Below are 21,294 nucleotides of genomic sequence, written 5' to 3' on the forward strand. Positions count from 1 at the left end.
GGCCGATTTAGCAAAAGGCCTGCGGAGGGCTACGTGGACAAAATTTTCGTCGATGAGGCAGTGAACGAACTGCACACTATCCAGGACATGCTGCGCTGGGCGGTAAGCCGCTTTTCCGCTGCCGGAATCTGGTACGGGCATGGCACAGACAATCCCTGGGACGAAGCCGTTCAACTGGTCCTGCCGTCACTCTGGCTGCCGCTGGATATTCCTGAAGATATGCGCAGTGCGCGTCTCACCGCGAGCGAACGTCTTATGATCGTTGAGCGCGTTATCCGTCGCGTTAACGAACGCATTCCGGTTGCCTATCTGACCAATAAAGCGTGGTTCTGCGGGCACGAATTCTTTGTCGATGAGCGCGTGCTGGTGCCGCGTTCACCGATTGGCGAACTGATTGAAAACCGCTTTGCCGGTCTGGTGAGCACACCGCCGCGTCATATTCTGGATATGTGTACCGGCAGCGGCTGTATCGCGATTGCCTGTGCCTATGCTTTCCCGGAAGCCGAAGTGGATGCCGTGGATATCTCCACCGGTGCGCTGGCGGTAGCCGAACAGAACATTGAAGAACATGGACTCATCCACCAGGTGACGCCGATTCGTGCTGACCTGTTCCGCGAACTGCCACAGCTGAAATATGATTTGATCGTCACCAATCCGCCGTACGTTGATGCGGAAGATATGGACGATCTGCCGAACGAATATCGCCACGAACCAGAGCTTGGCCTGGCAGCAGGTAGCGATGGCCTGAAGCTGGTGCGCCGTATTCTGGCCTGCGCGCCCGACTATCTTAGCGAGCAGGGCGTACTGGTCTGCGAAGTGGGCAACAGCATGGTGCACATGATCGAGCAGTATCCCGACGTGCCCTTTACCTGGCTGGAATTCGACAACGGCGGTGATGGCGTCTTCACGCTGACGCGCCAGCAGATTGTCGACGCACAACACCATTTCTCTTTTTATAAAGACTAAAAGTGGGGCGAAGCCTCGCCCGCCGAACTCTGACAAGGAAACAGCATGGCCGGAAACAGCATCGGGCAATTTTTTCGAGTAACGACCTTTGGCGAGTCCCACGGTCTGGCACTGGGCTGTATCGTTGACGGCGTGCCGCCAGGCATCCCGCTGACCGAAGCCGATATTCAGCATGACCTCGATCGCCGCCGTCCTGGCACTTCGCGCTATACCACGCAGCGCCGCGAGCCGGATCAGGTGAAAATTTTGTCCGGTGTCTTTGAGGGTGTGACCACCGGCACCTCGATCGGCCTGCTGATTGAGAACACCGATCAGCGCTCGCAGGATTACGGTGCCATCAAAGATCTCTTCCGTCCGGGCCATGCTGATTACACCTACGAGCAGAAGTATGGTCAGCGCGACTATCGTGGCGGCGGCCGCTCATCGGCGCGTGAAACCGCGATGCGCGTGGCGGCCGGGGCGATTGCCAAGAAATATCTGCAGATGAAACACGGTGTCGTGGTACGTGGCTATCTGTCACAGATTGGTGATGTCGCCTGTGAGCTGAAAGACTGGAGCATCGTGGAGCAGAACCCGTTCTTCTGTCCGGATGCCGATAAGCTCGAGGCGCTGGATGAACTGATGCGCGGCCTGAAAAAAGAGGGCGACTCCATCGGTGCTAAAGTCACAGTGATGGCAGATAACGTGCCACCAGGCCTGGGCGAGCCGGTCTTTGACCGACTGGACGCCGATCTGGCGCACGCGCTGATGAGTATCAATGCGGTGAAAGGCGTCGAAATTGGCGACGGCTTTGCGGTGGTTAACCAGCGCGGTAGTCAGCATCGTGATGAGATCCGCCACGACGGTTTTCAGAGCAATCACGCCGGCGGCATTCTGGGTGGTATCAGCAGCGGCCAGACCATCAGCGCCAATCTGGCGATGAAACCGACCTCCAGCATCACCGTGTCAGGTAAAACCATTACCCGCAACGGCGAAGAGGTGGAGATGATCACCAAAGGCCGTCACGATCCCTGCGTCGGGATCCGCGCTGTGCCGATCGCCGAGGCGATGATGGCGATCGTCCTGATGGATCATCTGCTGCGCCAGCGGGCGCAGAATGGTGACGTCAACAGCTCTGTACCGCGCTGGTGATGGCATGAAGGCGCTCCTGCTTACTCTTAATGCGCTGCTGATCAGCGCCTCCAGCCTGGCCGCAACGCCGTGGCAACAGATTCAGCAGCCGATCAGCGGCGCACCGCAGTCAATTGGTGGCTTTGCCAACGGCTGTATCGTCGGCGCGCAGGCACTGCCGCTCAATTCACCGCACTATCAGGTGATGCGTCAGGATCAGCGGCGCTATTTTGGCCATCCCGATCTGATTCAGTTTATTCAGCGGCTCAGCACCCAGGTGCATAACCTGCAACTGGGCAACGTGCTGATTGGCGACATGGGCATGGCGGCTGGCGGGCGCTTCAGCAGCGGTCACGCCAGTCACCAGACCGGCCTGGATGTGGATATCTGGCTGCAACTGCCAAAAACACGCTGGAGCGCGCAGCAACTGCTGAAGCCGCAGCCGCTGGATCTGGTTGGGCCGGGCGATAAGAATGTCATTGCGCGCCACTGGCAGCCGGAAATCGACAGCCTGATTAAACTGGCCGCAAAAGACGATGATGTTACACGGATCTTCGTCAATCCGGCGATTAAAAAGCAGCTTTGTGCGGATGCAGGTAACGATCGCGACTGGCTGAGAAAAGTGCGCCCGTGGTTCGCGCATCGTGCTCATATGCATGTGCGACTGCGCTGCCCTGCGGGCAGTATCGGCTGTGAAGATCAGCCCGCACCGCCTCCGGGCGATGGCTGTGGCGCAGAGCTGCAGAGCTGGTTCCTGCCGAAACAGCCGGGTTCTGGCGCGCCCGTGAAACGTGAGCCGCCGCCGTTACCGCCTGCCTGTCAGGCCCTGCTGGATAAACATTTACTGTAAGGGATTCCATGGAGTGGTTTGTTGTCAGCCCGCTGCTGGTCGGGCTGCTGTTTTTAATCGCCATGCTCGCCGGTTTCATTGACTCTATCGCCGGTGGCGGGGGGTTACTGACGGTGCCTTCACTGCTGGCGGCGGGCCTCTCTCCGGCGCAGGCGCTGGCGACCAATAAACTGCAATCGGTCGGCGGCTCGTTCTCCGCCAGTCTCTATTTTGTCCGGCGTGGAGCGGTCAATCTGAATGAGCAGTGGCTGAACATCGCCATGACGCTGTTGGGATCCATTCTGGGCGCGATACTGATTCAGCGACTGCAGGCTGATTTTCTGCGTCAGATGCTGCCGCTGTTTTTGATCGCGATTGGCCTGTGGTTCCTGCTGATGCCAAAGCTCGGTGAAGTGGATCAGGCACGCCGCCTGCATGGTCTGCCTTATGCGCTGGTGAGCGGCGGGGCAGTGGGCTTCTACGACGGATTTTTCGGGCCAGGCGCAGGCTCGTTTTATGCGCTGGCTTTCGTTACCCTCTGCGGCTACAACCTGGCCAAAGCGACCGCCCATGCCAAGGTGCTGAATTTCACCTCAAACATGGGCAGCCTGCTGTTCTTTATGTTCGGCGGCAAAGTGGTGTGGGGAACCGGTCTGATCATGATGCTCGGTGCCTTCTGCGGCGCGCGTCTGGGCGCACGACTGGTGCTGAGCCGCGGACAGAAACTGATCCGCCCGATGGTGGTGATTGTCTCTGCCGTCATGAGCATTAAATTACTGTGGGACAGCCACGGCAGCGACGTTCTGGCCTGGCTTACCACGCTGCATTCGTAAACTGAAACGCGATACCGTCATGAACCCGACCCATCATTATGAACAGCTGATCACGCTGTTTGATCGCTGCTTCAGCGATGAATTTCAGACCCGTCTAATTAAAGGCGACGATGAACCGATCTATCTTCCTGCTGATACGGAGTCGCCGTGGAACCGTGTGGTGTTTGCCCACGGCTTTTACGCCAGTGCCCTGCATGAGATCTCTCACTGGTGCATTGCCGGTGAAGCACGCCGCAAACTGGTCGATTTTGGCTACTGGTACTGCCCGGATGGCCGCGACGCGCTGACCCAGAGTCAGTTTGAAGCGGTTGAAGTGAAGCCGCAGGCGCTGGAGTGGATGTTTTGTATGGCGGCAGGCTTTCCCTTCAACGTGAGTTGTGACAATCTCGACGGAGATTGTGAGCCGGATCGCATTGCGTTCCAGCGTAAAGTGCATGCTCAGGTCATGAGCTATCTGACGTCGGGCATTCCCGACCGTCCCGCGCGTTTTATTACCGCTCTGGCGAAATTTTATGGCAGGCCTTCGCTCACCGCGTCGCAGTTTCCCTGGCCGGACGATCTGTGATGCAGGAAGGTATTATTAATAGAGGAATTGAGATGATCGCAGAATTTGAAGCGCGTATTCTGGCCCTGATTGACGACATGGTCGAGCATGCCAGCGATGATGAGCTGTTCGCCAGCGGTTATCTGCGCGGGCATCTGACACTGGCTGTGGCCGAAGTGGAGCAACTGGGCGAACATACGCCAGAAGCGCTGCAGATTCAGGTCTCCCGCAGTCTGCAAAATGCTATCGCTGCCGGAGAACTCTCACCGCGCGACCAGGCATTAGTGGTCGGAATGTGGGACAACCTGTTTGTTCAGGCACGCCAGCTCTCCGCATAACGTTGCAGGGCGGCGTGCCGCCCTCAGCATCGGCTAAACTGCTTTTCCCTTCAGTAATTTTCTCACCCAGTAGCGATTCGGATTAAGCGCTGCCAGTGTACTCACGTCCAGCGGCTGCGGTTCGCCCGTCAGCTGAGCTGCCAGTACTTCGGCTGCCAGCGGTGCACTGCACAGGCCGCGCGATCCCAGCGCACCAAACAGGTACAGGCCCGCCAGATCGGGCGCATCAGCGATATCGTGACTTGCGGCCAGCTGCGCCGGTAAATCAGCGTACTGCACCAGCGTGGCGTCATAATCCGGCGCACCGCCCACCATCGGCAGGTGATCCCGCGTGGCGCAGCGCACACCCATTCTCGCCTCGCCGTCACTGACATCCACGCTCTCTGCCCAGCGACGGTCAGGCAGGCAATCCAGTAGTCGGCTGCGGTTCTCCTGCTGATCCTCTTCCCGGTAATCTATTGCGGTTTCGCCACGATGATAGCTGGCACCGATACAGTGGGTGCCAAACTGCGGGCTGACGGGCGTCAGGTAGCCGTCGTAACAGAGCACGGTCTGCAGCGCGTCGAGACCTGGGGTTGAAGGAACATGGCTCACCTGACCGGCCACCGGATAGGTCGGCAGCGGGGCGCTTTGCGCAACGTCGGCAATCGCATGGCCGTTAGCCAGCACCACTGTCGGATGACGGACCGCGGGGCGATCGCTGAACGTCAGCGTCCAGTGATCATCATCCCGTGAAAGGCTGCTCACCCGGTGTAGCCAGTGAATGCGCAATCCCTGGGTTTCACCATAAGCCAGCATCGCGGTGGTCAGTTCGGCCGGTGAGAGCCAGCCACCTTCCGGATAGAAAATGCCGCTGCAGCCATGATCAACATTTGCCAGTGCCTCCGCCTCTGCGACATCCACGCCACGAGCGATGGATTCAGGCAGGCCCATCGCCAGCATCTGATCAATCTTCTTACGACTTTTCTCATCCCAGCCGAGCTGCAGCACACCGCTCCAGTGATGCTCATAGTTGACGGTTAACTGATCGTAGAGCCGCCGGGCGAAGCTGAAGGCCGCCGGGAAAAAGGTGGCGAGCGCCGGGTCGTGCTGGTTGAGCAGCGGATAGAGCGCGCCCTGACGATTACCGGACGCGCCCAGCGCGGGTGCTTCGTCGGCACAGTAAAGGGTGACCTGCCAGCCGCGACGCAGCAGCGCCAGCGCTAAGGTGGCACTGGCGACGCCGCCGCCAATCAGGGCAACATCACGCTGCTCCGCAGATTGACGATGATACCAGGGCTGCGGACTGGGTAACGGAGGCGCATCCTGCAACGGCCCGCACAGCATTTCGCGCTTGGGACCAAATCCTTTGCGGCGGATAACGTCAAAGCCCGCCTGCTGCAGGCCGCGCCGGACAATACCTGCGGCGGTAAAGGTCGCGAAGGTCCCTTGTGGACGCGCCAGTTTTGCCATCATGCTGAACAGTTCCGGCGTCCACATATCCGGGTTCTTCGACGGCGCGAAACCATCCAGGAACCAGGCATCCACCTGACGATGCAGGCTCTCATCCAGCTCTTCCATCAGCTGGTTGATATCGCCCAGCCAGAGATCGAGCGTGATCCGTCCCCCGTCAAACAGCAAACGCTGGCAGCCGGGCAGGGCCGCAGGCCACTGCGCCTGCAGCGTTTCGGCCCAGGGAGCCAGTTCCGGCCAGTGCTGCTGCGCAGCAGCCAGGTCTTCACGGGTTAACGGAAATTTCTCAAAGCTGATGAAATGCAGACGTTTTAAAGTGGCATCGGGCTGTTCACGCTGAAACGTGTCGAACGCCTGCCACAGCGTCAGAAAGTTGAGGCCGGTACCAAAACCGCTTTCCGCCACGATCAGCAGATCGCGCGGATGCTCTGCAAAACGATCGGGAAAACCGTTGCCGCCAAGGAAGACATAACGTGTCTCTTCCAGACCATTGTCATTAGAGAAATAGACGTCGCCAAACGCTCGGGAAACAGGTGTACCCTGTTCATTCCAGTTTAGCTGTGCATGTTCAACCGGGGTTAGTTTCACGGTAAAGGCTCGTTTTTCAGGCAGTGGCGCGATTCTAACGACCCACGTGACATGACGCAAATTTACAAAAGGAAATAGCTGATCGGACTTGTTCGGCGTACAAGTGTACGCTAGAGTGCATGCCAATTAAGAAGAAGTGGATGAGGAAGATTGAATGAAACGTGCTGTGATTACTGGCTTAGGGATCGTTTCCAGTATTGGTAATAACCAGCAAGAGGTGCTGTCATCTCTGCGTGAAGGACGCTCTGGCATCACCTTTTCTGAAGAGATGAAAGATTCCGGCATGCGTAGTCACGTCTGGGGTAACGTTAAATTAGATACCACCGGCCTCATCGATCGCAAAGTTGTGCGTTTTATGAGTGATGCGTCCATCTATGCTTATCTTTCCATGGAAGAAGCGATTAAAGATTCCGGCCTCACCACTGAAATGTATCAGAGTAACCCACGTGTGGGTCTGATTGCGGGTTCAGGCGGCGGTTCTCCACGCTTCCAGGTGTTTGGTGCGGATGCTATGCGCAGCCCACGCGGCCTGAAAGCGGTTGGCCCCTATGTGGTCACCAAAGCGATGGCCTCTGGCGTTTCTGCCTGCCTCGCCACGCCATTCAAAATTCATGGCGTAAACTACTCGATTAGCTCTGCCTGTGCCACCTCAGCGCACTGTATCGGTAATGCCGTTGAGCAGATTCAGCTCGGCAAACAGGATATCGTTTTTGCGGGTGGCGGCGAAGAGCTGTGCTGGGAAATGGCCTGTGAGTTCGATGCCATGGGCGCGCTCTCTACCCGTTACAACGACACGCCAGAGAAAGCGTCACGTACTTATGACAATGAGCGCGACGGCTTTGTTATCGCTGGTGGCGGCGGCATGGTGGTGGTGGAAGAGCTGGAGCATGCGCTGGCTCGCGGAGCACACATCTATGCCGAAATCGTCGGTTACGGTGCGACGTCAGACGGTGCAGACATGGTTGCACCATCAGGTGAAGGCGCAGTGCGCTGCATGAAGATGGCGATGAACGGTGTCGATACACCAATCGACTATCTGAACAGCCACGGAACCTCTACTCCGGTGGGTGATGTGAAAGAGCTGGGTGCGATTCGTGAAGTGTTTGGCGATAACACGCCTTACATCTCAGCGACCAAAGCAATGACCGGCCACTCACTGGGTGCGGCGGGCGTGCAGGAAGCGATTTACTCGCTGCTGATGCTGGAACATGGTTTTATTGCGCCAAGCATCAACATCACCTCGCTGGACGCCGCTGCAACCGGTATGAACATCGTCACTGCGCCGATGGAAAAAGAGCTGACCACCGTGATGTCTAACAGCTTTGGTTTCGGCGGCACCAACGCCACCCTGACCATGCGTAAATATCAGGCGTAATCATTACGTCAGTACGCTGAAGGGCCGGCTTGCCGGCCCTTTTTGTTTTTGGTGAACATGCTTCGCTGCAACGCATTGTATGCTCAGGGAACACGGGCAGATCGGAAAGACGCTAAAGCCAATCCCTGGCCGCTCGGCCCGCGCCGTCCATGGCGCGGGACGCTTTCCTCCTCTGCCCCTATTTCCTGCGCGTTGTGCTACAGTGTTGCGGTAAGATACATCCTGAATGGGGTTGGTCAGTCGTCTGACGTTTTACAGCCCATCCGCGTTACCTCGTTCAACCCTCCGTTTTAGCCCTCCCGCTGCAGCAGCCGCAGCAATGTATTGCATCCTGCCACAATCTCGTCAGGCGTCAGTGCGGCAAAGCCCAGCATCCAGCCTTGCTGAGACGAAGGCCCGGCATAGAGTGGGCTCAGACGCGGCAGCAGCAAACCCTGTTGAGCCGCCAGTGCGCTTAATCGCGCTTCATCCTGTTGCAGTCTGACAGTTACCTGTAATCCGCCGCTGCTGACAATCGGCGTGATCCAGGGCGAGAGCCGCTGAGCAATCTGCTCGAGTAACCGATCGCGACGGCTGCGATAGAGTTGACGCATCAGCCGCAGATGGCTGGCGAAATGTCCCTGCTGCAGGAAGGCAGCGGTGACAGCCTGCGGTAGCAGGGCGCTATGCCCATCAAGCACGCTGCGTGCCTGACCAATAGGCGTAATCAGCGCGGGCGGCACGACCATCCACGCCAGTCGCAGAGAGGGAAACAGCGATTTCGAAAAGGTGCCCAGCGTGATCACCCGCTGATGGCGATCCAGTCCCTGCAGTGCCGGAACAGGGCGATCATCATAATGAAACTCACTATCGTAATCATCTTCGATTAACCAGCATTGGTTGCGCTGCGCCCAGTCGAGCCACGCCAGACGCCGCGACAGGCTGAGCGTGACGCCAGTTGGATAATGATGCGAGGGTGTCAGATACATCAGCTTCGCACTGCCGCTGGCGGGGACAGCACCTTCGGCATCGACCTCAATGCCGCGCACCTGTGCGCCTGTGGCCCTGAAGGCGTTGCGCGCGCCAGGATAGCCAGGCTCCTCCATCCACACCGCATCACCGGGATCGACGAACATCATCGCCAGTAACTGCAGCGCCTGCTGTGAACTTGTCAGAATGATCACCTGCTCTGGCTGGCACGCTACGCCTCGTGAGAGCGCCAGATAATCAGCGAGTGCGCTGCGTAACGGCAGGTAGCCGCAGGGATCGCCATATCCCATTGCCGCGCTGCCCAGGGAACGCTGTACGCTGCTGCTCAGGCGTCGCCAGGTGTTGTGGGGAAAAGCGCGTAACTCCGGTGAACCGGCGGCGAATGCGTGCGGAAAAGGGGGATCCTGACAGCCACCGGTTGCCAGAACCTGCTGGCCCCGCGCCGAGAAGCGGACGGGCTGAGGCCGGGCAGGTAATGATGATGAATAGGAGGGGATGATGATGGCAACAAAAGTACCGCGACCGGTCTCGCGTCGCAGATAGCCTTCACTTTCCAGCTGTCCGTAGGCCGCTTCCACCGTCACACGTGACAGACGCAGATCCTGCGCCAGCTGCCGGCTGGAGGGTAACTGCTGACCGGCGTGCAGATGATGCCGGTTGATCGCCAGTCGCAGGGTAGAGCAGAGCCGCTCACGCACGCCGCCACTGGCCTGGTGCTGGAAAAGTTGTAACCACGGTGAAGGCATATGGGTCTTAACCCTGCTGGATAATGGGTATCAGTAAGCAGTCCACTTTGCCGTAAACTGCAGCTTCATCACAACAGGAGAATCGCTATGTCATCGGTTTTACAGATTCCGGCCGCCACGCCGCAGCAAAGCCTCGACTATCTGCAGGCCAAACTCGCTTATTACACCGACGCCTGGGATCTGGCGGAAGATCTGGCCCGTCAGGCACCAGAAATTGTGGTGATCGATGCCCGTGCGCCGGAGGCTTATCGCGCCGGTCATATCTGCGGCGCGATAAATTTTCCGCATCGCGGGATGGATGCCAGCACGACGGCGCGGCTTGACCGCAGCAAAGTGTATGTCACCTATTGTGACGGTATTGGCTGTAACGGCTCGACGAAAGCGGCATGGAAACTGGCATCGCTGGGATTTCAGGTGAAGGAGTTAATTGGCGGGCTGGATTTCTGGAAACGTGACGGTCATCCGCTGACCTGGGGTGATGCAGCGGGCGAATGGCCTGCCGCCGCGCCCATAGCATCCTGCGGCTGCTGACTCAGAGTACCAGCCAGAGTAAAAGGGTGATGACCCCCAGTGCGACAAAAAATCCCAGCAGGGGACGCTGCGCCAGCGGCTGTATCGCGGGCGGCAGCGATGCCACAAAGGGTGACCAGATCGGCTGAGGTTTAATCTCGCTGGGTGCAAGCGGCTGCTCAAGAAGTTTTTCTGCCCGGTCAGCGCGACGGCTGAACAGGAAGTTCAGCAGATCCTGCGTCTGTGCAGTGGTCAGAACCATCTGCGGCGTCGCCTGAAAACGCTGCTGGCTGTAATCTTCCAGTTGCTGCCGTTCCTGCTGATCGAGCGGCTGCTTCAGGGACGCTTCCAGCAGTTGCAGCGTCGGTGCACTGTGCTGACTCAGCGTCTGGCGTACCTGCAGATACTGTGTCAGCAGCGGAAAGTGGCGTGAGGGGATCGGATCGCCGCTGGTCAGATTCACCAGTTTCAGCGCTGCCGACCACAGCTTGCCGGTAGATTCGCCGGTGGCGGCGGCCAGGCGCACCACCTGCTGATTCAGGGTATGGTGCTCGGCAGGCAGCAGCGTGCGATCGCTGACGCGGATCTGCTGCGGCTGGGGAATCGTCATCTGCCCGTTCTGCAGCATCGTCAGCACCTGGCGCAGCTGATCCTGACTCAGCGCGCTCAGGACGGTCTGACCAAACTGCTGACGGATAAAATCACTGACGGCCTGACGGTTATTACCTTTCGGCAGCAGCTCGGTGAGCTGAGTCATCAGCTGGCGGGTGCCATGTCCGTTCTGCGCCTGCGTCAGGCGACCATTCAGATACTGTTCCGCAGCCGGAAAATGACGCGACTGTAACTCCGCTTCACTCTTTACGCCTACTTCATGACGGACGCCCGCCCAGAGTTCAGGCGCTTTAAGAGTGCTGAGCGATGAGATACGCACGATCAGGCGTTCTAACGTCGTGCGCTGAGCAGGGGAGAGTGGCTGTTCACCCGCCACAGAACCGTGACGGGTCACACCGGTTTGCGGATTGACAGATGAACGATCGACCGGCGCACCGGGGCCGCTGAGAGGTTGCATGGCGGATTCCTTGGGAAAACAGAACAGCGTGGGGTGCGCCGGAAAACGAATAGGCCATGATAGCAAAAGCCCCCGGGAAATCCCACGGGGGACTCGCGTTTCGGCGCGAGATTTACGCTTGAGTTGTGAGCCTCAGCCGCCTTTATTTACCACCCTCTTTAGCTGCATCTTCACTCACCGCAGCCAGACTCCTTAATCGGCAGAAGGTATGATTCAGGATGGTGGCTGAATGACCGGTTTGTGCCGGGTTAGTGGCGTCCGCAGTCGCTGCGCCAGTATGACACCGCCCAGCGTCAGACCACCGCCAATCCAGTGGTAACTGTGCAGTTGCTCGTGCAGAAACAGCACGGCGATCAATGCGGTAAACAGCGGCGTCAGATTCATAAAGATGCTGGTGGTGCTGGCACCAAGGCGCTGCACGCCATGGATCCACAAAAAAGGCGCGATGATGGAGGCGAACAGCCCGGCAAACGCTACCAGTGGCAGGTTATGCCAGTTAAGCGACACGTCTGGTGCCAGTAAAAAGCCGGGCAGCAACAGCAGTACGCCGAATACGATCTGCACATAGAGACTCTGCCAGATTGGCAATGGCAGCGCCCAGCGTTTCGTCAGGACGCCATACAGCGCATAGGAGGTGGAAGCGGCCAGCATCATCAGTTCACCTTTGCCCATGCCATGATTCAGCAACTGCATCACGTCACCCTGACTGACCAGCCACACGAGTCCGCAGAAAGAGAGAATACTGCCGAGCAGGATACCGAGCGTTGGCGCAATCCGAAGGATAACCACGCTCAGCAGTACGGTGAGCAGCGGGATCAGCGCGCCAATAATGCCCATAAACAGTGCGCTGACACTATGTGCCGCGTAATAGGCAAGACTCTGATAGAGCACCATACCGAGCAGCCCAAGGATCGCCAGCCGCCACAGATGCGGTTTGATGATCTTACGCGAGCACCACACGCCAGGCAGCACAAAGGGAGTAAGTACCAGCAGCGCCAGCAGCCAGCGATAGAATGAGATCGCTGCCGGATCGATCGCACTGGCCGACAGTTTGCTGACAATTGAGTTGATCGACCAGATCATCACCGCAAAGAGCGGGTACAGGAAAAACATGCTGACTCTCCATACGTCATTACACGCCATTGATGAGGCGCAGTGTACGCTTGTCCGGATTTATCCAGATAGTTAATATCGGACAAAATGAGCGAATGAGCGGACAGAATGAGCCTGAAAGTGACCTACCAGCCGCCGGTGAATGCGCCGCAGTTACGCTACTTTATGCGTTATGAACAGGCCAATGCCCGCACCGAATATCTGCCGCATGCGCATGCCTGGGGCCAGCTGATCATGGTGAAAAGCCACGTCCTGGAGATGCAGGTCGAGGGCGAGCGCTTGCTGACGCCGGCCGATATTCCGGTCTGGATCCCGCCGGGTCAGCTGCACAGTAGCTATAACCATCGTCAGGCGCAGTTTCGCACCTTTAATCTGGCGTCACCGCTCTGCGCCGACTTACCCCGGCGCGCCTGTCTGATGCTGATAGATCCCATTGCACACGCCATCATGGACGATTTCGCTGAGCAGCAAATCGAGCAACCCGCCACGGATGCCCAGTGGCGGCTGTGCGAGGTGCTGCGCGATCGCCTGAAGCTGGCGCAGGTGCAGGAGAGTTATCTGCCGACTTCAGATGATAAATTTCTGGCGCCTGTGTTACATGCGCTGGAAGCGCATCCGGGCGATAACACCACGCTGGCGGGCTGGGCGGCGCGGGTCTTTACGACCGAACGGACGCTGGCGCGGCGCTGCCAGCAGCATCTGCATATGACGTTTGGTGAGTGGCGGCAGCGTCTGCGGTATCTTCGCGCCATCGTACTGCTCGAGCAGGGAGAAAGCGTGCAGAGTATCGCCCATGAGCTGGGATACAGTTCCGCCTCGGCGCTGATTGTGATGTTCCAGCAACAGGCAGGCACCACGCCCGATCGCTACCGTGCGCGGTTAGGCTAACGCGTCGCTTTGTGCCAGAATAATTGCCTCACATGTAACAGACAGGAAAGCCGTGGTGAAAATTCTGGTCGATGAAAATATGCCTTATGCCCGTGAGTTATTCAGTCGCACCGGCGTCGTGGTCGCGGTGCCGGGGCGTCCGCTGCCAGTGGCTGAGCTGGCCGATGCCGATGGCCTGATGGTGCGCTCCGTCACCCAGGTGAATGAATCGCTGCTGGCAGGAAAACCGGTGAGGTTTGTCGGCACCGCGACGGCGGGCACCGATCATATCGACGAGAACTGGCTGCAGCAGGCGGGCGTTGCGTTTTCAGCCGCTCCCGGCTGTAACGCTATTGCGGTGGTGGAATATGTTTTCTCTGCGCTGCTGATGCTGGCGGAGCGCGATGGTTTTGAGCTGCGTGACCGCACAGTCGGCATCGTTGGTGTCGGTAACGTCGGCGGGCGGCTGCAAAAGCGTCTTGAGGCCTGGGGCATCAAAACCCTGTTGTGCGATCCGCCACGCGCCGATCGCGGTGACGAAGGCGATTTTCTGTCCCTGGAGGCGGTGACAGCGCAGGCAGATATTCTGACCTTCCACACGCCGCTGTTTAAAGACGGCCCCTACAAAAGCTGGCATCTGGCGGATGCAGCGCTGCTGATGGCGCTGAAGCCCAACACCATCCTGATTAACGCCTGTCGCGGCCCGGTAGTGGACAATAGCGCGCTGCTGGAGGTGCTGAAAATGCGCCATGACCTGAGCGTAGTGCTGGATGTCTGGGAACCGGAGCCGGATCTCTCGCTGGCGCTGCTGGATAAGGTCGACATCGCCACGCCGCACATCGCGGGCTACACGCTGGAAGGCAAAGCACGTGGCACCACTCAGGTCTTTGAAGCCTGGTGCGACTTTATTGGTCAGCCGCAGCAGGTGCCACTCAGCACCTTACTGCCGGAGCCGGAATTCAGTGAAATTACCCTGAATGGCTCGCTGGATCAGCCAACACTGAAACGTCTGGCGCATCTGGTGTATGATGTGCGCCGCGATGATGCCCCGCTACGTAAAGTGGCGGCGAAACCCGGCGAGTTTGATCGCCTGCGCAAGCAGTATCTGGAGCGCCGCGAGTGGTCTTCGCTGCAGGTAAGCTGCGATGACGCCTCAACGGCTGAGATGCTGAACCAGTTGGGCTTTAACGCAATCTACTCCCCAGAATAGCGGGCGCTGAAGGTCAGGCGCCCTGGCGCGATTTCTGCACTGAATTAATCAGTGAACGGAAGGCGCGCGCTGCTGGCATGTCTGCATGACGGCGGGTTCTGGGGGGATATACCCAATGGATTTCGGGTTGCATTGAGGCGGCAAGAGAACGAATCCCGATGAGCTTACTCAGGTAAGTGATTCGGGTGAGTGAACGCAGCCAACAAAGATGCAACGTGAAAGACGACGGGGATAAATCTGAATCCCTGGGCGGTGAATATCACCGCCTTCTGTTTTTATGTCATTGTCTGGAGTAAACCAACATGTCTGACGGCTGGAATATTGCGCTACTTGGCGCGACAGGCGCAGTAGGGAACGCTGTACTGGAACTGCTGGCGGAACGCCAGTTCCCGGTTGGTGAATTATATTTGCTGGCCAGCGAAAACAGTGCGGGTGAAATCAAACGTTTCGAAGGCCGCTCGGTGCGGGTCGATAATGCAGAGACGTTCGACTGGTCACAGGCGCAGCTGGCCTTTTTCGTCGCGGGCCGTGACGCTTCGGCGCGCTTTGCCGATGAAGCGGCCAATGCCGGTTGTCTGGTGATCGACAGCAGCGAGCTGTTTGCGCTGGAACCCGATGTGCCGCTGGTGGTGCCGGATGTGAATCCGCAGGTGCTGGCAGATTATCGCAATCGCAACATCATCAGCGTGGCGGACAACCTGGTGAGCCAGTTGCTGACCGCGATTAAACCGCTGGTAGATGCGGCCGGGCTGAGCCGTTTACAGGTGACGAATCTGATCTCGGTTTCCAGCTACGGCAAAGTGGCAGTCGATGCGCTGGCGGGGGAAAGTGCCCGCCTGCTCAACGGTATTCCGGCTGATGAACATCACTTTGGTCGTCAGCTGGCGTTTAACCTGATGCCACAACAGGCCGACGCAGAAGGTAGCGTGGAGAGTGAACGCCGTCTGATTGATCAGGTGCGCAAAGTCCTGCAGGACGAAGGCTTGCCCATTGCGGTCAGCAGCGTACAGGCTCCGGTGTTCTACGGTAACGCGCAGATTGTGCATATCGAAAACCTGCGCCCGCTCTCTGCGGAAGAAGCGCGTGCCGAGCTGGCGCTGGCGTCAGATATTCGTCTGAGCGAAGAGGATGACGTGCCGACGCCAGTGACGGATGCCTCAGGCAACGGCGAACTGAGCATCGGCGCTGTGCGCAACGACTACGGTATTCCAGAGCTGCTGCAGTTCTGGTCAGTGGCGGACAACATTCGTTTTGGTGGCGCGCTGATGGCGGTGAAAACCGCTGAGAAACTGGTTCAGGAGTATCTGTAACCATGTCCGATGGTCAGACGAAAAAACTGGCGCTCGGCATCGAGTATGACGGCAGCCGTTACTACGGCTGGCAGCGCCAGAATGAAGTTCGCAGCGTGCAGGAAAAGGTAGAGCGCGCGCTGTCGAAGGTCGCCGATCACCCGGTCAGCATTTTTTGTGCTGGTCGTACCGATGCGGGCGTGCACGGGACGGGGCAGGTGGTCCATTTCGAGACGACCTCGCAGCGGCCTGATAGCGCCTGGACGCTGGGCGTCAACGCCAATCTGCCGCCGGATATTGCAGTGCGCTGGGTGAAAGCGGTGCCGGATGAATTTCATGCCCGCTTCAGCGCCACGGCCCGACGCTATCGCTACCTGATCTACAATCAGCGCCTGCGTCCGGCGGTGCTGGCGCAGGGCGTGACGCACTTCTACCATCCACTGGATGCAGAGAAGATGCAGCGCGCCGGGCAATGTTTGTTAGGCGAGAATGATTTCACTTCATTCCGCGCAGTGCAGTGCCAGTCACGTACACCCTGGCGCAACGTGATTCACCTCAACGTGATGCGTCAGGGTCCCTATGTGATTGTGGATATTAAAGCCAACGCTTTTGTGCATCACATGGTGCGCAATATCGTGGGCAGCCTGATGGAGATAGGCTGCGGCAATAAGCCGGAGTCATGGATGGCAACGCTGCTGGCGGCGAAGGATCGGACATTAGCCGCAGCCACAGCCCGGGCAGAAGGGTTGTATCTGGTGGCGGTGGATTACCCACCCCACTTTGCGTTACCACAGCCGTCGATGGGACCGTTGTTCCTTGCGGATTAATTCACTTTCAGGACTTAAAAGGGCGCGCTATGGAGTTTCTCCATTTTCTGGTCGATTTTATTCTGCACATCGATGTGCATCTGGCCGAGCTGGTTGCACAGTACGGTATCTGGATTTACGCTATTTTGTTCCTGATTTTGTTCTGCGAAACCGGGCTGGTTGTGACGCCATTCCTGCCGGGCGATTCGCTGCTGTTTGTTGCGGGCGCACTGGCTGCACTGCCGGGTAACGATCTCAATGTGCATGTGATGGTGGCGTTGTTAGTGGTGGCCGCGGTGCTGGGCGATGCGGTGAACTATACCATTGGCCGCCTGTTTGGCGAACGGCTGTTCAGTAACCCGAACTCGAAGATTTTCCGTCGTAGTCATCTGGATAAAACCCATGCGTTTTATGCCCGTCACGGTGGAAAAACCATTATCCTGGCGCGCTTTGTGCCAATTGTCCGCACGTTTGCCCCGTTTGTTGCCGGTATGGGCCATATGTCCTATCGCCATTTCGCGTTGTTCAACGTAACGGGTGCGCTGTTATGGGTGCTGCTGTTCTCCTATGCCGGCTACCTGTTTGGCGATCTGCCGGTGGTGCAGGAAAACCTGAAGCTGCTGATTGTGGGCATTATCCTGGTCTCGATTCTGCCGGGTGTGATTGAAGTCTGGCGTCATCGCCGTCAGGCGAAGCAGCAGAAGCTGCCGTAAGACTTCGCTCAGGGGTAAGACCAGATTTTTATCCACAGTCTGAACAGGTTGTGGTTTAATGAGCGACATTTACCGTCTGCTGAAGCGGTTTTCAGCAGTATCAAGACGACTGGACCAGGTCAGTTTTAAACAGAAAGGTCATCAATGAGCTGGATTGAACGCATTCTTAATAAAAGCACCGGAACGCCTGTGCGCAAAGCCAGTATCCCGGAAGGGGTCTGGACCAAGTGTGACAGCTGTGGGCAGGTTCTCTACCGCGCCGAGCTGGAGCGTAATCTTGAGGTTTGCCCGAAGTGTGACCACCACATGCGTATGCACGCGCGTGAGCGCCTCGGCAGTTTCCTCGATCAGGGCACGATGGTTGAGCTTGGCAGTGAACTTGAACCCAAAGATCTGCTGAAGTTCCGCGATTCGAAGAAGTACAAAGATCGTCTGGTAGCAGCACAGAAAGATACCGGCGAGAAAGATGCGCTGATCGTCATGAAAGGTCAGCTGCACAGTATGCCAGTTGTTGCGGCAGCGTTTGAATTTGCCTTTATGGGTGGTTCAATGGGCTCTGTAGTGGGGGCACGCTTTGTACGTGCAGTTGAGCAGGCGCTGGAAGATAACTGTCCGCTGATCTGCTTCTCCGCCAGTGGCGGTGCCCGTATGCAGGAAGCGCTGCAGTCACTGATGCAGATGGCGAAAACCAGTGCGGCACTGGCAAAAATGCAGGAGCGTGGTCTTCCGTATATTTCCGTGCTGACTGACCCGACTATGGGTGGCGTTTCTGCCAGTTTCGCCATGCTGGGTGACCTCAACATCGCAGAGCCTAAAGCGCTCATCGGCTTTGCCGGCCCACGCGTCATCGAGCAGACAGTGCGTGAAAAACTGCCGCCGGGCTTCCAGCGCAGTGAGTTCCTCATTGAGAAGGGCGCGATTGATATGATCATCCGCCGCCCGGAAATGCGCTACAAACTGGCAAGCCTGCTGGCCAAAATGATGAACCTGCCGGCACCGCTGCATGACGGTGAACCGTCCGCTCCCGCGACGACTGAATCGGAAAGCAACGAGGCCTGACAGGAGATAGAGAGGCGCGCCTGTCGCGCCTCTTACCAATGCACCGTATACCGCAGCACCAGTCTGCCAGGTATAAATAAGCAAAACGGGACATATGGACAATCTTCACCTTCCTCAAGCCACGTCGCCTTTGGCCACGTGGCTTTATTATCTTGAGCACCTGCATACTCAGGCCATCGAACTGGGTCTGGACCGTATTCGTCAGGTAGCACAACGTCTCGACCTGCTGAAACCCGCTCCGTTTGTCTTTACCGTAGCCGGTACCAATGGTAAAGGCACCACCTGTCGCATCCTGGAAACGCTGCTGATTGCCGCAGGCTATCGCGTAGGCGTCTATAGCTCGCCGCATCTGGTGCGCTATACCGAACGCGTCCGGGTTCAGGGCGAGGAACTGAGTGAAGCGCAGCACTGCGCCAGCTTTGCGGAGATTGAAGCCGGACGGGCTGATATTTCGCTGACCTACTTTGAATTCGGTACGCTCTCTGCGCTGAATCTGTTTCGCCAGGCGCAGCTGGATGTCGTGATCCTCGAGGTCGGCCTCGGCGGACGACTGGATGCCACCAACATCGTGGATGCCGATGTCGCCGTTGTCACCAGCATTGCACTGGATCACACCGACTGGCTGGGACCGGATCGCGAAAGCATCGGACGTGAGAAAGCGGGCGTCTTCCGCGCGGGGAAACCGGCGATAGTCGGTGAACCCGATATGCCACACAGCATCGCTGTGGTCGCGCAGGAAAAAGGCGCTCAGCTGTTACAGCGCAACCGCGACTGGTCCTGGCATGCGCAGGCCGAAAGCTGGTCGCTGCGTGATGCGCAGGGCGAGCTGAACGATCTGCCGCTGCCTCAGGTGCCGCTGCCCAACGCGGCGACCGCGCTGGTGGCGCTGCGTGTTTCAGGGCTTGAGGTCAGTGAAGCGCAGATTCGCGCCAGCCTGCCGCTGGCGATGCTGCCAGGGCGGTTTCAGACTATCAGTGAATCACCGCGCGTGATTCTGGATGTCGCCCATAATCCGCACGCGGCAGGCTATCTGGCGTCGCGGCTGGCGGCCCTGCCGAAACGCGGCAAGGTGCATGCCGTCGTGGGCATGCTGCACGATAAAGATATCGCCGGAACGCTCGCAGCATTGGCTCCAATAGTTGATGCCTGGTACTGTGCACCGCTTGACGGTCCGCGCGGTGCCAGTGCAGAGCAACTGCTGGACGCGCTGCCGCAGGGCGAGACCTTTGGTTCGGTTGAACTCGCCTGGCAGCAGGCACACCAGCGGGCTGCGCCGCAGGACACTGTGCTGGTGTGTGGTTCATTCCACACTGTGGCACAGGTCATGGAATCGATTGAAACGGAGAAAGGACGTGGCAAGTAAGTTTCAGAACCGTTTAGTCGGCACCGTTATTCTGGTTGCCGTTGGCGTGATTGTGTTGCCAGGGCTGCTGGATGGTCAGAAAAAGCATTACAAAGAGGAGTTCGCCGCCATCCCGCTGGTGCCGAAACCTGACGATCAGCAGGATAGCGAAATGGTGCCGCCGGTAACCCAGTCGCTGCCCGCTCAGCCGCCGGAAGGCGCAGGCAGTGCCGTCAATAGCAGCAATGGCAATGGTAAAACCAACGCCACGGCGGAGCAGGGACGGACGCAGCCGTATGAAGAGAGCGATCCTGTCGTCGTCTCGCCGCCGCCGGTCCATCAGTCTGTGCCTGCACAGACGGTGACGAAGCCGAAAGCGGCAGAGCAGCAGAAACCTAAAGTCACCGAGCAGCCTAAGCAGAAGCCGGTTGAACAGCAGAAGCCAAAAGTCGTGGAGCAGCCTAAACCGAAGCCGGTTGAGCAACCCAAAGCGGTTGAGCAGCCAAAGCAGGAAGAGGCGCCAAAAGTGGCAGAGACCACGGCTCCGGCGGGGCAGGCTTATGTGGTGCAGTTAGGTGCGCTGAAGAACGCCAGTAAAGTAAATGAGATTGTCGCGCAGTTGCGGCTGTCGGGCTATCGCGCCTTTACCGTGCCGTCAACGCCGGTTCAGGGTCAGATTACCCGTATCTACGTTGGCCCTGATGCCTCGAAAGCTAAAATGCAAGGCGCGGTGGGTGAACTGAAAAGCATCTCAGGACTGGGCGGTGTTGTAAAACCGTATAGCGCCCGTTAAACCGGCGATTGGCGCTGCCGATAGCAGTAACAGGCAGCGTCTTTTACCGGGCAGGCAGCGCGCTTAACGCGCGCTGTCACGAAAAAGAGTGAAGATTTTCAACGGGCTGTCTGGTTGAGAATCACCCGGGCGATTGCAGTTTTTTTCATCGCCGCTTTTATGGATGCAGAAAAAGAAAACCGCTACGCAAACGTTTTCTTTTTCTGTTAGAATGCGCCCCGAACTGGATGCAGGGGTGCAATTGCACTGGCGCTGGAAGAGTTCATGATCTGGATTGATTACGTCATTATTGCGGTAGTTGGTTTTTCGGCTCTGGTCAGCCTGGTTCGTGGGTTTGTCCGGGAAGCCTTATCTCTTGTTACCTGGGGATGCGCGTTTTTTGTCGCCAGTCATTACTACGCCTACCTTGCAGTCTGGTTTACAGGTTTTGACGACGAACTGGTTCGTAACGGTATTGCCATCGGTGTGCTGTTTGTGGCGACGCTGATTGTGGGTGCCATTGTGAACTACGTTATCGGCACGCTGGTAGAAAAAACCGGCCTGTCGGGAACCGACCGGGTGTTGGGCGTCTGTTTCGGGGCGTTGCGTGGTGTGCTGATCGTAGCCGCTTTGCTGTTCTTCCTTGATACATTCACTGGCTTTTCCAAAAGTCCGGACTGGCAACAGTCTCAACTCATTCCCGAGTTCAGTTATATCATCAGGTGGTTCTTTGATTACCTGAAAAGCACGTCGAGTTTTTTACCCCGGTGATGTGACCGGGTGTGCGGCTAAAT

21 protein-coding genes are annotated in these 21,294 nt (G+C 57.9%); 17 read left to right on the forward strand and 4 right to left on the reverse strand.

Annotation, left to right across the window (positions count from 1 at the left end; all coding sequences use genetic code 11):
* Positions 1-33 precede the first annotated feature (33 nt).
* From prmB to ACTJKZ_RS01270, 6 genes are read left to right on the forward strand one after another with little or no spacing between them, the layout of a single operon-like run.
* Complete coding sequence (gene prmB, locus ACTJKZ_RS01245) at positions 34-966, forward strand: 50S ribosomal protein L3 N(5)-glutamine methyltransferase (RefSeq protein ID WP_440829113.1); 933 nt, start codon at positions 34-36, stop codon at positions 964-966.
* Positions 967-1,011: 45 nt separating this feature from the next.
* Positions 1,012-2,097: a chorismate synthase gene (gene aroC / locus ACTJKZ_RS01250; RefSeq protein ID WP_440829114.1), complete on the forward strand. Its 1,086-nt coding sequence runs from the start codon at positions 1,012-1,014 to the stop codon at positions 2,095-2,097.
* A 4-nt stretch (positions 2,098-2,101) separates the two neighbouring features.
* Positions 2,102-2,926 carry a penicillin-insensitive murein endopeptidase gene (gene mepA, locus ACTJKZ_RS01255; RefSeq protein WP_161733422.1) on the forward strand — a complete coding sequence of 275 codons (825 nt, stop codon included), beginning with the start codon at positions 2,102-2,104 and terminating at the stop codon, positions 2,924-2,926.
* A gap of 8 nt (positions 2,927-2,934) precedes the next feature.
* Entirely contained in the window at positions 2,935-3,738 is an 804-nt protein-coding gene (locus ACTJKZ_RS01260; protein WP_440829115.1) for a sulfite exporter TauE/SafE family protein, read from the forward strand.
* A 19-nt stretch (positions 3,739-3,757) separates the two neighbouring features.
* A complete protein-coding gene (locus ACTJKZ_RS01265) occupies positions 3,758-4,303 on the forward strand; it encodes an elongation factor P hydroxylase (protein WP_161733418.1) in 546 nt (181 codons plus the stop codon).
* A gap of 32 nt (positions 4,304-4,335) precedes the next feature.
* A complete protein-coding gene (locus tag ACTJKZ_RS01270) occupies positions 4,336-4,620 on the forward strand; it encodes a YfcL family protein (protein ID WP_003854283.1) in 285 nt (94 codons plus the stop codon).
* 33 nt (positions 4,621-4,653) lie between these two features.
* On the opposite strand, the gene mnmC is transcribed toward ACTJKZ_RS01270, so the two are convergent.
* Positions 4,654-6,660 carry a bifunctional tRNA (5-methylaminomethyl-2-thiouridine)(34)-methyltransferase MnmD/FAD-dependent 5-carboxymethylaminomethyl-2-thiouridine(34) oxidoreductase MnmC gene (mnmC, locus tag ACTJKZ_RS01275; protein ID WP_440829116.1) on the reverse strand — a complete coding sequence of 669 codons (2,007 nt, stop codon included), beginning with the start codon at positions 6,658-6,660 and terminating at the stop codon, positions 4,654-4,656.
* A 154-nt stretch (positions 6,661-6,814) separates the two neighbouring features.
* Here mnmC and fabB point away from each other — a divergent pair, with 154 nt between their 5' ends.
* The gene (fabB, locus tag ACTJKZ_RS01280) at positions 6,815-8,035 is read left to right on the forward strand and encodes a beta-ketoacyl-ACP synthase I (protein ID WP_033783746.1); all 1,221 of its coding nucleotides are present in this window, start codon (positions 6,815-6,817) and stop codon (positions 8,033-8,035) included.
* 290 nt (positions 8,036-8,325) lie between these two features.
* Here fabB and pdxR read toward each other — a convergent pair whose 3' ends face one another.
* On the reverse strand, positions 8,326-9,750 hold the full coding sequence (pdxR, locus tag ACTJKZ_RS01285; protein ID WP_253419478.1) for a MocR-like pyridoxine biosynthesis transcription factor PdxR: 1,425 nt from the start codon (positions 9,748-9,750) through the stop codon (positions 8,326-8,328).
* 87 nt (positions 9,751-9,837) lie between these two features.
* Between pdxR and ACTJKZ_RS01290 the strand changes: the two genes are divergently transcribed.
* Complete coding sequence (locus ACTJKZ_RS01290) at positions 9,838-10,281, forward strand: rhodanese-like domain-containing protein (RefSeq protein ID WP_161733411.1); 444 nt, start codon at positions 9,838-9,840, stop codon at positions 10,279-10,281.
* A 1-nt stretch (position 10,282) separates the two neighbouring features.
* Here ACTJKZ_RS01290 and flk read toward each other — a convergent pair whose 3' ends face one another.
* A complete protein-coding gene (gene flk / locus ACTJKZ_RS01295) occupies positions 10,283-11,329 on the reverse strand; it encodes a flagella biosynthesis regulator Flk (RefSeq protein ID WP_161733409.1) in 1,047 nt (348 codons plus the stop codon).
* Between the two features lie 213 nt (positions 11,330-11,542).
* Positions 11,543-12,442, reverse strand: a complete 900-nt coding sequence (locus ACTJKZ_RS01300; protein WP_161733407.1) for a DMT family transporter — start codon at positions 12,440-12,442, stop codon at positions 11,543-11,545.
* A gap of 108 nt (positions 12,443-12,550) precedes the next feature.
* Here ACTJKZ_RS01300 and ACTJKZ_RS01305 point away from each other — a divergent pair, with 108 nt between their 5' ends.
* The 9 genes from ACTJKZ_RS01305 to cvpA all read left to right on the forward strand — a co-directional run bounded on the left by ACTJKZ_RS01305 (position 12,551) and on the right by cvpA (position 21,271).
* Positions 12,551-13,330, forward strand: a complete 780-nt coding sequence (locus tag ACTJKZ_RS01305) for an AraC family transcriptional regulator (RefSeq protein ID WP_161733405.1) — start codon at positions 12,551-12,553, stop codon at positions 13,328-13,330.
* A 55-nt stretch (positions 13,331-13,385) separates the two neighbouring features.
* Complete coding sequence (pdxB, locus tag ACTJKZ_RS01310; protein WP_161733403.1) at positions 13,386-14,519, forward strand: 4-phosphoerythronate dehydrogenase PdxB; 1,134 nt, start codon at positions 13,386-13,388, stop codon at positions 14,517-14,519.
* A gap of 302 nt (positions 14,520-14,821) precedes the next feature.
* Positions 14,822-15,829 carry an aspartate-semialdehyde dehydrogenase gene (locus tag ACTJKZ_RS01315; protein ID WP_161733401.1) on the forward strand — a complete coding sequence of 336 codons (1,008 nt, stop codon included), beginning with the start codon at positions 14,822-14,824 and terminating at the stop codon, positions 15,827-15,829.
* Between the two features lie 2 nt (positions 15,830-15,831).
* The gene (gene truA, locus ACTJKZ_RS01320; protein ID WP_222925184.1) at positions 15,832-16,635 is read left to right on the forward strand and encodes a tRNA pseudouridine(38-40) synthase TruA; all 804 of its coding nucleotides are present in this window, start codon (positions 15,832-15,834) and stop codon (positions 16,633-16,635) included.
* A 29-nt stretch (positions 16,636-16,664) separates the two neighbouring features.
* The gene (locus tag ACTJKZ_RS01325) at positions 16,665-17,327 is read left to right on the forward strand and encodes a DedA family protein (protein WP_033783739.1); all 663 of its coding nucleotides are present in this window, start codon (positions 16,665-16,667) and stop codon (positions 17,325-17,327) included.
* A 144-nt stretch (positions 17,328-17,471) separates the two neighbouring features.
* On the forward strand, positions 17,472-18,386 hold the full coding sequence (gene accD / locus ACTJKZ_RS01330; protein ID WP_222925185.1) for an acetyl-CoA carboxylase, carboxyltransferase subunit beta: 915 nt from the start codon (positions 17,472-17,474) through the stop codon (positions 18,384-18,386).
* 94 nt (positions 18,387-18,480) lie between these two features.
* On the forward strand, positions 18,481-19,749 hold the full coding sequence (gene folC / locus ACTJKZ_RS01335; RefSeq protein WP_440829117.1) for a bifunctional tetrahydrofolate synthase/dihydrofolate synthase: 1,269 nt from the start codon (positions 18,481-18,483) through the stop codon (positions 19,747-19,749).
* Positions 19,739-20,521 carry a cell division protein DedD gene (gene dedD / locus ACTJKZ_RS01340; RefSeq protein ID WP_440829118.1) on the forward strand — a complete coding sequence of 261 codons (783 nt, stop codon included), beginning with the start codon at positions 19,739-19,741 and terminating at the stop codon, positions 20,519-20,521. The genes folC and dedD overlap by 11 nt, the downstream gene beginning before the upstream one ends.
* Positions 20,522-20,785: 264 nt before the next feature.
* On the forward strand, positions 20,786-21,271 hold the full coding sequence (cvpA, locus tag ACTJKZ_RS01345) for a colicin V production protein (protein ID WP_003854265.1): 486 nt from the start codon (positions 20,786-20,788) through the stop codon (positions 21,269-21,271).
* The last annotated feature ends 23 nt before the right edge of the window (positions 21,272-21,294 follow it).

This window comes from Pantoea sp. 22096 (assembly GCF_052045955.1).
Taxonomy (GTDB): Bacteria; Pseudomonadota; Gammaproteobacteria; order Enterobacterales; family Enterobacteriaceae; genus Pantoea; species Pantoea alfalfae.

Coding starts and splice junctions, on each gene's coding strand:
- pdxR (WP_253419478.1), bottom strand. CDS start 9,750: ATGCCTTCACCGTGGTTACAACTTTTCCAGCACCAGGCCAGTGGCGGC.
- fabB (WP_033783746.1), top strand. CDS start 6,815: ATGAAACGTGCTGTGATTACTGGCTTAGGGATCGTTTCCAGTATTGGT.
- aroC (WP_440829114.1), top strand. CDS start 1,012: ATGGCCGGAAACAGCATCGGGCAATTTTTTCGAGTAACGACCTTTGGC.
- cvpA (WP_003854265.1), top strand. CDS start 20,786: ATGATCTGGATTGATTACGTCATTATTGCGGTAGTTGGTTTTTCGGCT.
- folC (WP_440829117.1), top strand. CDS start 18,481: ATGGACAATCTTCACCTTCCTCAAGCCACGTCGCCTTTGGCCACGTGG.
- ACTJKZ_RS01300 (WP_161733407.1), bottom strand. CDS start 12,442: ATGTTTTTCCTGTACCCGCTCTTTGCGGTGATGATCTGGTCGATCAAC.
- flk (WP_161733409.1), bottom strand. CDS start 11,329: ATGCAACCTCTCAGCGGCCCCGGTGCGCCGGTCGATCGTTCATCTGTC.
- truA (WP_222925184.1), top strand. CDS start 15,832: ATGTCCGATGGTCAGACGAAAAAACTGGCGCTCGGCATCGAGTATGAC.
- mepA (WP_161733422.1), top strand. CDS start 2,102: ATGAAGGCGCTCCTGCTTACTCTTAATGCGCTGCTGATCAGCGCCTCC.
- ACTJKZ_RS01325 (WP_033783739.1), top strand. CDS start 16,665: ATGGAGTTTCTCCATTTTCTGGTCGATTTTATTCTGCACATCGATGTG.
- ACTJKZ_RS01265 (WP_161733418.1), top strand. CDS start 3,758: ATGAACCCGACCCATCATTATGAACAGCTGATCACGCTGTTTGATCGC.
- ACTJKZ_RS01315 (WP_161733401.1), top strand. CDS start 14,822: ATGTCTGACGGCTGGAATATTGCGCTACTTGGCGCGACAGGCGCAGTA.
- ACTJKZ_RS01290 (WP_161733411.1), top strand. CDS start 9,838: ATGTCATCGGTTTTACAGATTCCGGCCGCCACGCCGCAGCAAAGCCTC.
- ACTJKZ_RS01260 (WP_440829115.1), top strand. CDS start 2,935: ATGGAGTGGTTTGTTGTCAGCCCGCTGCTGGTCGGGCTGCTGTTTTTA.
- ACTJKZ_RS01270 (WP_003854283.1), top strand. CDS start 4,336: ATGATCGCAGAATTTGAAGCGCGTATTCTGGCCCTGATTGACGACATG.
- ACTJKZ_RS01305 (WP_161733405.1), top strand. CDS start 12,551: ATGAGCCTGAAAGTGACCTACCAGCCGCCGGTGAATGCGCCGCAGTTA.
- accD (WP_222925185.1), top strand. CDS start 17,472: ATGAGCTGGATTGAACGCATTCTTAATAAAAGCACCGGAACGCCTGTG.